General features: G+C 62.7%; 10 protein-coding genes. 5 read left to right on the forward strand and 5 right to left on the reverse strand.

Features of this window, described 5'->3' with window-relative positions; genetic code table 11:
* Positions 1–7: 7 nt before the first annotated feature.
* The 3 genes from LH365_RS07190 to LH365_RS07200 form a co-directional block, all read right to left on the reverse strand.
* A complete protein-coding gene (locus LH365_RS07190) occupies positions 8–589 on the reverse strand; it encodes a polymer-forming cytoskeletal protein (RefSeq protein WP_226742997.1) in 582 nt (193 codons plus the stop codon).
* Positions 573–1,712: a peptidoglycan DD-metalloendopeptidase family protein gene (locus tag LH365_RS07195; RefSeq protein WP_226742998.1), complete on the reverse strand. Its 1,140-nt coding sequence runs from the start codon at positions 1,710–1,712 to the stop codon at positions 573–575. Before LH365_RS07195 ends, LH365_RS07190 begins: the two co-directional genes overlap by 17 nt.
* 235 nt (positions 1,713–1,947) lie before the next feature.
* A complete protein-coding gene (locus LH365_RS07200) occupies positions 1,948–2,460 on the reverse strand; it encodes a peroxiredoxin (RefSeq protein WP_226742999.1) in 513 nt (170 codons plus the stop codon).
* Between the two features lie 113 nt (positions 2,461–2,573).
* Between LH365_RS07200 and LH365_RS07205 the strand changes: the two genes are divergently transcribed.
* A complete protein-coding gene (locus LH365_RS07205; protein WP_226743000.1) occupies positions 2,574–6,761 on the forward strand; it encodes a DUF3971 domain-containing protein in 4,188 nt (1,395 codons plus the stop codon).
* A 129-nt stretch (positions 6,762–6,890) separates the two neighbouring features.
* On the opposite strand, the gene tyrS is transcribed toward LH365_RS07205, so the two are convergent.
* Positions 6,891–8,144, reverse strand: a complete 1,254-nt coding sequence (tyrS, locus tag LH365_RS07210) for a tyrosine--tRNA ligase (protein ID WP_226743001.1) — start codon at positions 8,142–8,144, stop codon at positions 6,891–6,893.
* 83 nt (positions 8,145–8,227) lie between these two features.
* On the opposite strand from tyrS, the gene LH365_RS07215 reads away from it, so the two are divergent.
* Positions 8,228–9,361, forward strand: coding sequence for an anhydro-N-acetylmuramic acid kinase (locus LH365_RS07215; RefSeq protein ID WP_226743002.1), 1,134 nt, complete (start codon positions 8,228–8,230; stop codon positions 9,359–9,361).
* A 425-nt stretch (positions 9,362–9,786) separates the two neighbouring features.
* On the opposite strand, the gene LH365_RS07220 is transcribed toward LH365_RS07215, so the two are convergent.
* On the reverse strand, positions 9,787–10,437 hold the full coding sequence (locus tag LH365_RS07220; protein ID WP_226743003.1) for an alpha/beta hydrolase: 651 nt from the start codon (positions 10,435–10,437) through the stop codon (positions 9,787–9,789).
* A 202-nt stretch (positions 10,438–10,639) separates the two neighbouring features.
* Between LH365_RS07220 and LH365_RS07225 the strand changes: the two genes are divergently transcribed.
* From LH365_RS07225 to sufB, 3 genes are read left to right on the forward strand one after another with little or no spacing between them, the layout of a single operon-like run.
* Positions 10,640–11,158 (forward strand): Rrf2 family transcriptional regulator, encoded by a 519-nt coding sequence (locus LH365_RS07225; RefSeq protein ID WP_226743004.1) that lies wholly within the window; start codon positions 10,640–10,642, stop codon positions 11,156–11,158.
* Complete coding sequence (locus tag LH365_RS07230) at positions 11,158–12,282, forward strand: cysteine desulfurase family protein (protein ID WP_226743005.1); 1,125 nt, start codon at positions 11,158–11,160, stop codon at positions 12,280–12,282. The genes LH365_RS07225 and LH365_RS07230 overlap by 1 nt, the downstream gene beginning before the upstream one ends.
* A complete protein-coding gene (gene sufB, locus LH365_RS07235) occupies positions 12,282–13,748 on the forward strand; it encodes a Fe-S cluster assembly protein SufB (RefSeq protein WP_226743006.1) in 1,467 nt (488 codons plus the stop codon). The genes LH365_RS07230 and sufB overlap by 1 nt, the downstream gene beginning before the upstream one ends.
* Positions 13,749–13,794 lie beyond the last annotated feature (46 nt).

Consider the following 13,794-nt stretch of genomic DNA (forward strand, 5'->3'; position numbering starts at 1 on the left):
CGGTCTTTTACTTCAGATCAGAAAGCGAGCTGAGATCGTAGCTGCTCATGCCCGAAGCTTCGCCGCTGGTGTAGCTGTTGGCCGCCACCTGAGCGACCGGCGCGGGCGCCGCCTGAGCCGGGCGGCTCTGCAGGCAGCGGCCCTGGAAGAAGGCGCCGATGTCGATCGACAGGGTTTCATGGGTGATGTCGCCTTCGACATAGGCCGACGAATAGAGCTTGATCGACTTACCGGTGATGGCGCCGACCACGCGGCCGCGCACTTCGATGGTTTCGGCTTCGACATCGCCTTCGACATTGCCGGCTTCACCGACGATCAGATGGGCGACCTTGACATTGCCGCGGACATTGCCGTCGACCTGAAGGTCGGCGGTGCCGTTGATATTGCCTTCGATGCGCAGATGGGCGGCCAGCAGCGACGGCGCGCCGCGCGCCACGCTGGGGGCGGCCGGCGTCGGCGCCGGGGCCGGCGCGCCCGACGTCTTCATATTGACGCTGGACAGGTCCAGCGGCGGGGGCGTGTTGGCCTTGGCCGGCGCGCGACTGGCGTCGGACTGAGGACGGACGGGTTTGCTAGTTTTGTTGAACATAGTCTCCAGCCTTTACGAAGCGCGCAGGGTTTTGAGGGCGGCCGTTCAGCCAGACCTCGTAATGAAGGTGAACACCGGTGGAGCGGCCCGTGGAGCCCATCGCGCCCACTCGCTGACCGACGCCGACGCGCTGACCGGCGCGGACGGCAAAGGACTGCATATGGGCGTAACGGGTCTTGAAGCCGTTACCGTGGTCGATTTCGACGCAGTTACCATAGCCGTTACGCACCCCTGAGAAGGATACGATGCCGGGAGCCGTCGCGTGGATCGGCGTCAGGAAGGGACCAGCAAAATCCAGGCCAGCGTGCGTTTTGGGGCGGCGGGTGAACGGATCGAAGCGCACACCGAAGCCGGACGTCATGCGCGTATTGACCGTCGGGCGGGCAAAGGGCAGGGTCCGCGACGACTTTTCGAGGCCGCGCATGTCCGAAAGATTGAGCGCGGCATTGCGGATGCGCTCGGCAAAGCCTTGATCCACATCGAGAAAGGTCGCCAGCTCCTTGGCGTCGCGCGTTTCCAGAAGCGCACTGGAGCTTGAGCCCGCATAGCCCTGCGGATTGAGGCCGGCGAGGCGGAAGGCCAGACGCAGGCGCTCGGCGCGCGACTTGGCGAATGTCTCAGCCTTGGACACCATGCGTTCCTGTTCGGCACGCACGGCGTAGATGCGTTCGACCGGCGGCAGGCTTTCGTCGAGGCGCGCCGGGGCCAGGGCCGGAGCCGCGCCGGGGACGCCCTTGAAGTCCTGAAGGATATGCACCAGCGCGCCGTGACGCTTTTCGACGGTCTGGGCCAGTTGCTCCAGCGACCCGGAAGAGGCCTCGCTCTGCTTCATCAGCACATCGAGCCGGGCCTGACGATCGGCGACCAGGCGTTCGGATTGCGCCCGCGCCATCATGATCTGCTTTTCCGCACCGTTGCCGCCGGAAATGGCCATGAAGAAGACCGCGCCGGTGCTCATGGCCAGCCAGGTCAGGCCGATAGTGGCCAGTACGGCAAAGCCGAATTGTTTCCCGGTAGTCAGAATATAGCCGTGGGTGTCGTCGCCATTACGGATGTAAAGATGCCGCTCCGGAAAGGTTTGTTCCAGAGCCTCCCTAAGGCGTTGAAAGCTATTCTTAGGCATCACACCCGCGCCCTTCCACTCGATTTTAATTATGGCTTAACCAAACGCGCTTTGGCAAGCGTTAATCGAATCGCCGGGTGCTGCGCTGCGACATAGATAAACATTGTTTTTAAAACAATTATTTATGCGCAGGGAACACAGGCGATCTGTCCCGTTTTGAGAGAGTTCGGATCGCCTGTTTCAAGAAAAATGCCGGGTAACGCGGTTTTTCTGAATATATCTTGTCAATAGGAAATTATACGATATCCGCCGATTTTACCTTGAGTGTGTCCAGAACCGCCTGAACGTGGCCTTTGATGCGCACCTTGCGCCAGGCTGCCTGAACCACGCCGTGAGGGTCTATCAGGAAGGTCGAGCGGTCCGTGCCCATATAGGTGCGCCCGTACATCGATTTTTCGATCCACGCGCCCAAACCATCGATCAGGCCGGGCGTGGTGTCCGAAAGCAGGACAGGGGTGAGGGCGTGTTTCGTTTTGAACTTGCCGTGGCTTTTGAGGTCGTCCTTCGACAGGCCGATGACGCGCGCGCCCGCGGCTTCGAACTGAGGCAGGGCCGTGCTGAAATCGATCGCCTCCTGCGTGCAGGTCGGCGTGTTGTCGGCGGGGTAGAGGAACAGCACGGTCCAGCGCCCTTTGAGGCTATCGGGCGTCCAGTTATGACCATCGTCGCCGGGCAGGTCGAAAGCCGGGAGCGGAAAGGGAATAAAGTCGGCGTCGAGCGTGCTTTCGGCGCCGGCCTTTTTTGTCAAATTTTTTGCCATGACAATGCTTTCGGTTAATCTTATGAGAAAAGGAACGCCGGAAAATGGCGGTCGTTTGATTTTTGTTTTTTGGTACGCCCGGCGCGTGTGTTCGGATCTTCGTGAATAGACTGATCAACACCCTCACACAACACTGTAGGCTCAGCCTGGCGGGCGTCATTCTGCTGGCGGGACTGGTCTTCGTCGGCTGCCTGTCGCAGGGGCCGATCCGCGTCGACGGCCTGCGCTTTCTGATCGTCTCGCGGCTTGAACGGACCATTCCGGGGGCCGAGGCCAGTCTGAAACACCTCGACCTTGTCTGGTTCCACGACGCCAACGCGCTGGGCCTGCGCTTCGACGACCTGTTGCTCAAGGACAAGGCCGGCCGCACGGTGGCTTCCGCCGACCAGATGGAGGCGGCGCTGGCTATCGACAGTCTGGTCGGGCTGCACCTCGCCCCGGCGCGGCTGACGGCGGAAAATTTCTTCGTGGCCCTGTCGGCCTCGCCCAATGGCCGCGTCGAACTGGGCTACGACGCCAAGGGCGATCCCGAAGCCTTCGCCATCGAGCAGGTCTTCTATGACCTGACCGGCAAGGAAAAGCTCGGACGGCCGTTGAGTTTCACCCGTCAGGTCGATCTGACCGACGGTATTCTGGCTTTTCGTCAGGTCGGCACGCCGCTCCACTGGCGCGCCCATGTCGCCGAGATCGATTTTTCCAAGCGCAAAAACCAGATTCGCTCGAAGATCGGGCTGGTGGTCGAAAGTCAGGGGAAGACGGCCTATCTGGCGCTCAACGGGCAGGCCCAGACCGACCTCAAGACGGCGGAACTGCGCGCCGAAATCCGCGACCTGATCCCGTCGCAGATATTTCCCACGGCCGGATCGACGCGCGCCCTGTCGCATTTCCGCGCGGCGATCAACGGACGGGGTAACCTCAGATACACGGCGCGGACGGGGCTTGAGAGTGCCTTCCTCGATATTTCGGCGGGGCGCGGCAGCTACGATTTCGGCCGGTCGGCGCAGAGGTTCGACGCCCTGAGCCTCAAGGCCGATTATGTGCCGAAGACCCGCACCGTGCGTTTCAGCACCTTCAGGCTCAAGTCGCGCTTTCTCGACACCGACCTATCGGGCAGCGTCTATATGACGCCGGAAGACACGCCGCGCGACCGCAAGATGGCCGTGCATTTTGACTTCGCCGGTCCGCGCGTATCGGGGCAACTGGCCGACGACTTCCCGGCCCAGACCCTGACCGAGGTGCATTTCAAAGGCGCCTACACGCCCGATCTGCGCCAGCTCGATATCGAAACCGGCAAGGCGCTGCTGGTCGATGCGCCGCTGACGACCAAGGGGCGGCTCTATACCGACGACAAGGGGCAGTTGGGAGCCGATCTGACGGCGCGCATCGACGGCGACTTCCGCAAGGAGGTCGTCTTCGCCTTCTGGCCCGAAAACCTGACGCCGATCACGCGCGACGACCTGATCCGCCGCATCAAGGGCGGCACCTATTCCAACGCAGACTTCGTGCTGAAAGCGCCGCCGGGCCATTTCAAGGACGGGCAACTGGAAAACGAGGATTTGCGCCTCACCTTCGGTTTTCGCGATATGGGGCTCAGCGTCGACAGCCGTTTGCAGGACGCCACGGGCCTTTACGGTACGGGCCTGTTGCAGGGGGCCAGTTTCGACCTCAGCCTCAATGGCGGGCATCTGGTCGAGGTGCCGCTGACCGGCGGCGGCATTTCCGTGCCGCACTTCCATAAGAGCCGTGCGCCGAAATCGCAGACCCATATCTGGCTGACGGCGCAGAGCGGCGCGGCGCAACTGATCGAGGCCATCGACCCGCTGACCGGCGGTCATCTGCAAAAGGAAGGCCTGACGCGCGATCGCCTGAGCGGCGATGCCGAAACGCGGCTCGACATCCGTTTCCCGACCTTCGTCAATCTCAGCCTGAAAACGCTCGACCTCAAATTCACCGGCAAGATCCGCCATGCCGGTCTGAAACAGGCAGCGCTGGGCTGGGATATCGTCGACGGCGACCTGACCGTCACCGGCGACTATCTGGCCAACCGGCTGGAGGTACGCGGCCCGGCGAAGATGGGCCCCTATACCGGCGAGATCGGCTACCGCACGCAGTTCGAGCCGACCATGCAGTATATCGACTTCACCGGCAGCTTCAATGCGCGGCAGTTCGGCGGTTCACCCACCAAGCGCGTCGCCATTCGCGGGCAGCTTGAGCTGTTCGACAATATCGGCAAGGGGCGCATCGAGTCCGACATCTTTGCCGGTACGGTCAACTGGGACGGGACGGAACCGCGACCCACCAATGTGGTCCTGTCCGGCAATACGCTGAGCGAAGGCATGAAGGGGCAGGGCCTGCCCATCTTCGCACGCTTCCGCCCCGAAATCCCCACCGAAATCCTGCTGCGCCGGTCGGGCGACGTGTGGACAGGGGAAGTGCAGGCCGAGGGCTTTTCCGGCGATCTGGCCTATATTGACAGCCTGCATCCGCGTCTGGTCTATAAGGCCAATATCTCGCCGCAGCGGGCGCAACTGCTGGGCATGGGCGCCTTGCCCTATTTCAGCGAGCCGCGCCGCCTGACGGTCAATATCGGGCTGGACGCCCAGTCGCGTGAGGCGCGCATCCGCGTCGGCGACATCGACGCCGTGCTCGACTGGACCGACGAAGGCGACAAACCGCCCAAACGTACCCTGACCACGCGCCTGACGCCGGAGCAGATGCACGCCCTGGGCCTGCCACGCGGCTGGTTCAGTCCGCAGGAAACCCTGCCCGTCTTCGCGCGCTGGGAGCAGGATCAACGCGGTATCGACGGCGACGTCCGTATCGGCGATCAATCATTGAGGTTCGATCTGCCGGACACCAGTGGCGCGACCTTCCTGTTCGGCCCGCCCAAGGCCTGGGCGAAGATCAGCGGCGACCTCGACCGCGCATTCTTAAGCCGGCTCGGCTATGTCGGCCATAGTCTCGAACTGGACGGTCAGGTCGGTTTCGGGCTCACCCTGTACCAGACCGGGAACCGCACGCCGGGCGCGTTGTCGCCCGCCGAAATCTCCGCCGCCGTGCTCGATATCGACGCGACGCCGACGCGCCTGCAACTGGCGCGCAGCGACTGGGTCAAGCCGGTGGGCGAGCCGGCGAAACTGTCGATCAGCTTCGACGAACGCGCCGGTGGCGGCGTCGATCTGAAACGCATCCGCGCGACGGGCGAGCGCATCACTATCGAAGGCCGCGCCTCGATCAGGGAAGGCGGCGAAGCGGATTCTGTCGACTTCTCAAAAATATACCTCAAGGACTTTGCGGACCTGACGGCGCGCCTGTCGCCTGCCGACGCTTCCGGCGTGCACACCCTGACCCTGCGCGGCAAACGGCTGGACGTGCGGCCGTGGTTCAATCCGCCGAAGACGCAGGCCGTGGTCACCGACACCCGGCCCGTCACCCCCGCCGAACTGCCGCGCGCGCCGGTCTCCACCGGCAAGCCCGCGCCGAAGCTGGACAAGCCGATGCGGCTGCTGGTCGATATCGGCGCGCTGCGCACCTCTCAGGACGGGGTGTTCAGCGAGGTCGAGCTGAAGGCCGGATGGGACGGGCGCAACCTCATCACCGGCGAAGGTTCGGCCCTGACCAGACAGGGCTCGCTGGTCACGCTCGATTTCAAGCCGCAGAACGACTACACGGCCTTCACCTTCGAAGCCGACGACCTCGGCGATCTGGTGGCGACGGCGCTGGGCGACAAGCGCCTGTCGGGTGGCGACGCCGTGATCGAGGGCGTCTATCGCGACGGGCAGATCGATGCCACGCTCAAGGGCGAGGACATCCGCGTCAAGGAGATACCGGCGCTTGGTCAAGTATTGACTCTGGCCTCGCTGCGCGGCCTCTCCGACACCCTGTCGGGGGCCGGCATCAGCTTCGACGACTACGAATTCCCCATCCGCTACCGCGACAACTACCTCTTCGTGCGCAACGGCTGGGCCAAGGGCGACGCCCTGCGCATCAATGTCTGGGGCGCGCAGGACTTCGGCAAGCAGACCATGGACTATCAGGGCACCATCATTCCCGCCTACGGCCTCAATGCCGCCTTTGCCGGCGTGCCACTGGTCGGCGACGCCCTGACCTCCAATAGCGGCGAAGGCGTGCTAGGCCTCAAATACCGCCTCAAGGGCCGCTTCGGCACGCCGCAGGCCGAGATCAACCCCTTCTCGCTGGTGCTGCCGGGCTTCCTGCGCCGTATTCTGGACGAGAAGCGCGAAGACCCGCTGCCGCCGGTGGATGTAACGAGCCAACGTAAGAGTTAAGGTTTGCGGGGCCGCAGGCCCCACACCCCCTCACTGGGCGCAAAATGAAAGGCCGGAGTCAGATAAACTCCGGCTTTTCCGTGTGTCGGTTATGGGGTTTGGGGCCTGCGGCCCCAAGACCTTTACCTCTTAAACCGGCTTTACCAGCACGATCTTCTTCTTGCCCTGAGCGACCTTGATCACCCCATCGGCATTGAGATCGCTCAAGCTTACGTTCTGGTTGCCGTCGGTGACGGCTGCGTCGTTAACGCGCAGACCACCGCCCTGGGCCAGACGGCGGGCTTCGCCGTTCGACTGGGTGAGGCCGATCCGGGTGGTCAGGGCCGCCAGCATGATGCCGGCCTCAAGCTCGGCGCGCGGGACTTCGACGGTCGGCAGGTCGGCCGACAGCACGCCCTGCTCGAAGGCCTTTTGCGCCGTGTCGCGGGCGGTAGAGGCCGCGGCTTCGCCGTGAACCATGCGCGTGGCGGCGTCGGCGAGGATCTTCTTGGCCTCGTTGATCTCGGCCCCTTGCAGGGCTTCGAGGCGGCGGATTTCGTCCATGGCTAAGTCGGTGAACAGCCGCATGAACTTGCCGACATCGGCGTCTTCGGTGTTGCGCCAGTATTGCCAGTAGTCGTAGGGGCTGAGCGCGTCGGCATTGAGCCACACCGCACCGCCGACCGTCTTGCCCATCTTGGCGCCGGACGCGGTGGTCAGCAGCGGCGTGGTCAGGCCGAAGGCGGCCTTTTGATTAAGGCGGCGCGTCAGTTCGACGCCGTTGACGATATTGCCCCACTGGTCCGAACCGCCCATTTGCAGCACGCAATTATAGGCGTTGTTCAGTTCGCGGAAATCCACGGCCTGCATCAGCATGTAGTTGAATTCGAGGAAGGTCATCGGCTGTTCACGCTCCAGGCGCAGCTTGACCGAATCGAAGGTCAACATGCGGTTGATGGTGAAGTGTGTGCCGAAGGTGCGCAGGAATTCGATATAGCCGAAGCCCGACAGCCAGTCGTCATTATTGACCATGATGGCGTCGGTCGCGCCTTCCCCGAAGGTCAGGAAGCTGTTGAACACCGACTTGATGCCGTTCATGTTCGACTGAATCTGTTCGTCGGTCAGAAGCGGGCGCTGGGTGTCCTTGAAGGTCGGGTCGCCGACCTTGGTCGTGCCGCCGCCCATCAGGACGATCGGCTTGTTGCCCGTCTTCTGGAGCCAGTAGAGCAGCATGATCTGCACCAGATGCCCGGCGTGCAAGGACGACGCCGTGGCATCATAGCCGATATAGCCCGTGATCGGCCCGGCGGAAGCCAGCGTATCGAGGGCTTCCGCGTCCGTGCACTGGTGGATGAAACCGCGCTCCGAGAGGACGTTGAGGAAATCGGATTTGAAGGTGGTCATGTCTCTAACATTGTTGCTGTCACGCGGGTTTGCGTGCAAGTTGCGTCTAACACGCGGCCCGCGCTTTACCATAGGCTTTTCGCATGAAAATCATCGGCTTTATGACCGGCACCTCGCTCGACGGCATCGATATGGCGGTGCTGGAAACCGACGGCGAGGCGCGACTGAGCTTCGGGCCGTTTTCTGAAAAGCCGATGCCTCCTGAGGTGCGCGCCGTGCTGGAGGCTGCGACGAAGGACGCGCTCGGCTGGGCGCGCGGGACGGCGGAACCGGAAAGCTTTGAGGTGGCGCGGCGGGCGATCGCTGATTATCATCTGGAGGCCCTGACCGCGTTTGTGAGCGAAAACGGCCTGAATCTGGGGGATTTCGACGCGCTGGGTGTACACGGCCAGACGGTGCTGCACGAACGCCCCAGGGACGGTGTGAAGGGCCGCACGGTGCAGTTGTTCGACGGGGCCTGGTTCGCCGAAAAGACCGGCCTGCCCGTGGTGTGTGACTTCCGCCGCGCCGACATCGAGGCGGGGGGTGAGGCCGCGCCTCTGGCCCCCGTCTATCACCGCGCGCTGGTGCAGGCGGCGGGATTGGAATTGCCTGTGGTCGTGGTCAATCTGGGCGGTGTCGCCAATATCACGGTGGTCACCGGGGACGGTCTGACGGCGCTCGATACCGGCCCGGCCAGCGGCCTTATGGACCAGTGGATGCGCCAGCATACCGGCCTCCTGTTCGACGAAAACGGCGCGGTGGCGGCCAGGGGGTCGGCGGACGGTCATGTCGTAGCGGACTATATCCGGCATCCCTATTTCCTTCAGGATGCCCCTAAGTCATTGGACCGCTACGATTTCACGCTGGACCCGATCTCCCATCTTGGCCTTGAAGACGGCATGGCGACCCTGTTGATGTTCACCGCGACAAGCCTGCGATTTGAAATTTTCAAATATGCCCAGAAGGCCAGTGCAATCATCCTCTGTGGGGGCGGGCGCAATAACATCCAACTGGTCAAGGTGCTGAAGCAGACCCTCTCGGACATAGCACCTGTGCGGATCGCCGAAGAACTGGGCTGGCGCGGCGGGGCTATCGAGGCCGAAGCCTTTGCCTATATGGCCGCGCGATCGCTGAAGGGATTGCCGATTTCCTTCCCCGGCACGACGGGGGTGAAGGCACCGCTGACCGGCGGGGTGGTCTATCGGCCCGATCCTTCTTTGCGCCGCAGCGCCTGAAGGGGCTCCACAGATGATGCCCGCAAGCGGCTCACAGATATTCATTGGGATGTACGACCGCGCCAACCGCTCAAACCATCTGTGTGATCGCCTGAAAAGGCGATCATCTGTGTCATCTGCGGTAAATAAAGAGGGATGCAGCGCGCCTGGAGCTATTCCATTTTCACTGGAAGCGTGCGGGCTCAGGATCTTCGAGATTGGATTTTTAACCACGGAAAACACAGAAAGCACGGACTCTGAGCACTTCAAAATGCCCGCGCCTGACCGGCGCATTAAGTCGATGAGGTGAGCTGAACATTTCGGCGCTTCGCGCGACCCCGGCCACGCAATGACGTCCGTGCTTTCTGTGTTTTCCGTGGTCAAAATCAAAGTCACACGGCCAAAGAAAAAGGGACGCCGAAGCGTCCCCCGAATTTATCGTGTGCCTATTCCAGTTCGCCGGCCAGACGGCGGTCGAGATAGCCCCCCACACGGCGTTCGATTTCGGGCAGTTGCTCGGCCCAGAAGTGCCCCGCGCCTTCGACGACTTCGTGGGCGATGGTGATGCCCTTCTGCGTGCGCAACTTGGCCACCACGCGCTCGACTTCCGACGGCGGCACGACCGAGTCGGCCGAGCCGTTGATGAACAGGCCCGAGGCCGGGCAGGGGGCCAGAAAGCTGAAATCATAGGCGTTGGCCGGTGGCGATACCGAGATGAAGCCGTCGGTTTCCGGGCGGCGCATCAGCAACTGCATGCCGATATAGGCCCCGAAATTATAGCCGGCGACCCAGAATTGCGACGCGGTCGGGTTCTTGGCCTGCAGCCAGTCGAGTGCGGTCGCGGCATCCGCCAGTTCACCGATGCCGGAATCGAATTCGCCCTGCGACTTGCCGACGCCGCGGAAGTTGAAGCGCAGCACCGAAAAGCCGCGCGTCATGAACAGGTGGAACAGTTGCGCCGTCACCGGGTTGTTCATATGCCCGCCCGCCTTGGGGTGGGGGTGAAGGATCAGGGCGATGGGAGCGTTGTCCGTCTTACCGGCGGTGTATCGGGCCTCGATTCGACCGGCGGCGCCGGCGAGGATCACTTCAGGCATGCAGAACCCTTGTTTCGTAACAAAAAGTGTCATGGTGCGGCGCATAATTCTTGACTACAATAGTCAGGATTACTATGTCCCGCGCAGGGACGACGGCGCACCTTTATGAGGCAAGCCGTTTAGCACACTCTTTCCGGCTTTGTGCAGGTTTTTCATTGGCCTGCCGCGTTTTCCCCGCCGGTAGCCACAGGAAGCGAACGGCATGAGATTATCGACCAAGGGACGTTACGCCGTCATGGCCATGACGGATCTGGCGCTGAATGCCCAGGGCAAGCCGATTTCCCTGTCCGAAATCTCAGAGCGTCAGCAAATCTCCCTGTCCTATCTCGAACAACTCTTCGCCCGCCTGCGTAAGGCCGGGCTGGTCAAGAGCGCGCGTGGACCCGGCGGCGGCTATACGCTGGCGCGCGCGTCCGACGCCCTGTTCGTGTCGGAAATCGTGCTGGCGGTCGATGAGCCGATCAAGGCGACGCGCTGCGCCCTGACCTCGAACAAGCTGGGGGCCAACAAGCGCCTGTCCAAGGAAAGCGCGGCGCAGGAGATCGGCTGCATGCCGGGCGGTCAGCGCTGCCTGACGCACAATCTGTGGGAAGATCTGGGCTTCGCCATCCACGACTATCTGTCGACCGTGTCGCTCAACGACGTGGTGCATAAGCGCACGCGCAAGCGGGTAACGATCGAAAACCGCTTCCCGGCCGAGATCGCGAGGGAACTCGCCTGATGACCCTTTCGCCCCTCTATCTGGATCATGCCGCCACCTCGCCGATACGGCCGCAGGTGCGTGAGGCCATGCTCCGGGCGTGGGACATCGGGGCCAATGCCTCATCGGTGCACGCATTGGGGCGCAAGGCCAAGCTGTTGCTCGAAGAGGCGCGCGACGCTGTGCTGGCGTTCGTCAACGGCGTCGGTCCGGCGCGTCTGGTCTTCACGTCGGGCGGCACCGAGGCCAATCAACTGGCGCTCAGCCAGTCGCGCGGCTTCGAGCGCATCATCGTCAGCGCCGGGGAACACGACAGCGTCCATAAGGCCGCCGAATCCTATGGTCTGCCCGTGGTTTACACGCCGCTGTTGAGATCGGGCGTGGTGGATATGGACGCCCTAAGTCAACTATTGAACACAGGCGGCAAGCCGTTCGTTGCCGTCATGCTGGTCAATAACGAAACCGGCGTGATCAATCCCGTGTGTGAGATCGCCGACAAGGTGCACGCGGCCGGTGGCTGGCTGCACGTCGATGCGGTGCAGGCGGCGGGCAAGATCGAAATCGATATCGAAGCGCTCGGGGCCGATAGCCTGTCGCTGGCGGCGCACAAGATCGGTGGACCGCAGGGCGTGGGCGCGCTGATCTACAGCGCCGACCGCGACATTCACGCAGCCATTCCCGGCGGCGGTCAGGAATTCGGCCATCGCGCGGGTACGGAAAATATCGCCGGGATCGCCGGTTTCGCCGAGGCCGTGCGTTTGGCGCGTCCGTCTGCGGACGCCGCGCAGGCCGAGACCGAGACGGCATTGAAGGCGCTGGGTGCGACCATTGTCGGCGAAGACGCCGTGCGTGCACCGGGCATCACCTGCTTCACCGTCCCCGACTGGACGGCGCAGCTTCAGCTTATCCACATGGATATGGCCGGGATCTGCGTGTCGTCGGGCTCGGCCTGTTCGTCGGGCAAGGTGAAGTCGAGCCGGGTGCTGGAGGCCATGGGCCTCAACGAAGTGGCCGACAAGGCCTTGCGCGTCTCGTCCGGATGGACGACAAGCGCCGCCGATTGGCAGAGATTTTTGGAAGTCTGGTCAAAGGGCTACGAGACGCATCTCGCCCGAAAAGCCGGAAGAGTAAAGGAAAGCGCCTGATGGCAGCGGTCAAGGAAACCATTGAAACGGTCCAGAAGCTTGAGACCTATGAGCACGGTTTCGTCTCGGACATCGAGATGGAATACGCGCCCAAGGGGCTCAATGCCGACATCGTGCGCTTCATTTCGGCCAAGAAGAATGAGCCGGAATGGATGCTCGAATACCGTCTGGCGGCCTTCGAGCGCTGGCAGTCGATGGACGAACCCGACTGGGCCAAGGTCAATTATCAGAAGGTCGATTATCAGGACCTCTATTACTATGCCGCGCCCAAGGCCAAGCCGAAGCTGAACAGCCTGGATGAGGTCGATCCGGAGCTTCTGGCCGTCTATGCCAAGCTGGGGATTCCGCTGAAAGAGCAGGAAGTTCTGGCCGGTGTGGCCAGCGCGCCCAAATACGCCGTCGATGCCGTGTTCGACTCCGTGTCGGTGGTGACGACCTTCAAGGAAGAACTGAAGAAGGCGGGCGTCATCTTCTGCGCGATTTCCGAGGCCCTGCGCGAATATCCGGAGTTGGTGAAGCAGTATCTCGGCTCGGTCGTGCCGGTGTCGGACAACTATTTCGCCGCGCTGAACGCCGCCGTGTTTTCGGACGGGTCTTTCGTCTACGTGCCGCCGGGCGTGCGCTGCCCGATGGAGCTGTCGACCTATTTCCGCATCAATGCCGAAAATACCGGTCAGTTCGAGCGCACCCTGATCATCGCCGACAAAGGGGCCTACGTCTCCTATCTCGAAGGCTGCACGGCACCGATGCGTGACGAAAACCAGCTCCATGCCGCCGTGGTCGAACTGGTGGCGCTGGATGATGCCGAGATCAAATATTCGACGGTGCAGAACTGGTATCCCGGCGACGCCGAGGGCAGGGGCGGCATCTATAATTTCGTGACCAAGCGCGCCGACTGCCGCGGGGCGCGTTCGAAAGTGTCGTGGACTCAGGTGGAAACCGGTTCGGCCGTGACGTGGAAATACCCCTCGTGCATCCTGCGCGGTGACGACAGCGTGGGTGAGTTCTACTCCATCGCCGTCACCAACGGCATGCAGCAGGCCGATACCGGCACCAAGATGATCCATCTGGGCAAGAACGCCCGCTCGCGCATCATCAGCAAGGGCGTGTCGGCGGGCAGGTCCACCAACACCTATCGCGGTCTGGTTTCGGCCCACGCCAAGGCGGGCGGCTCGCGCAACTTCACCCAGTGCGACAGTCTACTGATCGGCAAGACCTGCGCGGCGCATACGGTGCCCTACGTCGAGTCGGACACGGCGTCGGCGCAGTTCGAGCACGAGGCGACGACGACGCGCCTGAGCGAGGATCAACTGTTCTACGCCATGCAGCGCGGTCTGTCGCAGGAAGAGGCCGTGGCACTGCTGGTCAACGGTTTCGTGCGCGAAGTGCTGCAGGAGCTGCCGATGGAATTCGCCGTTGAGGCGCAGAAACTTCTGGCCATCAGCCTTGAGGGGAGCGTGGGATGACGCTTCTAACCCTAAATCTCCTCCCTACGCCTTGGCGTGGGGAGGG

The sequence above is a fragment of the Asticcacaulis sp. AND118 genome, from assembly GCF_020535245.1.
Lineage (GTDB): Bacteria > Pseudomonadota > Alphaproteobacteria > Caulobacterales > Caulobacteraceae > Asticcacaulis.

Coding starts and splice junctions, on each gene's coding strand:
- LH365_RS07190 (WP_226742997.1), bottom strand. CDS start 589: ATGTTCAACAAAACTAGCAAACCCGTCCGTCCTCAGTCCGACGCCAGT.
- LH365_RS07195 (WP_226742998.1), bottom strand. CDS start 1,712: ATGCCTAAGAATAGCTTTCAACGCCTTAGGGAGGCTCTGGAACAAACC.
- tyrS (WP_226743001.1), bottom strand. CDS start 8,144: ATGACCACCTTCAAATCCGATTTCCTCAACGTCCTCTCGGAGCGCGGT.
- LH365_RS07215 (WP_226743002.1), top strand. CDS start 8,228: ATGAAAATCATCGGCTTTATGACCGGCACCTCGCTCGACGGCATCGAT.
- LH365_RS07220 (WP_226743003.1), bottom strand. CDS start 10,437: ATGCCTGAAGTGATCCTCGCCGGCGCCGCCGGTCGAATCGAGGCCCGA.
- LH365_RS07225 (WP_226743004.1), top strand. CDS start 10,640: ATGAGATTATCGACCAAGGGACGTTACGCCGTCATGGCCATGACGGAT.
- LH365_RS07230 (WP_226743005.1), top strand. CDS start 11,158: ATGACCCTTTCGCCCCTCTATCTGGATCATGCCGCCACCTCGCCGATA.
- sufB (WP_226743006.1), top strand. CDS start 12,282: ATGGCAGCGGTCAAGGAAACCATTGAAACGGTCCAGAAGCTTGAGACC.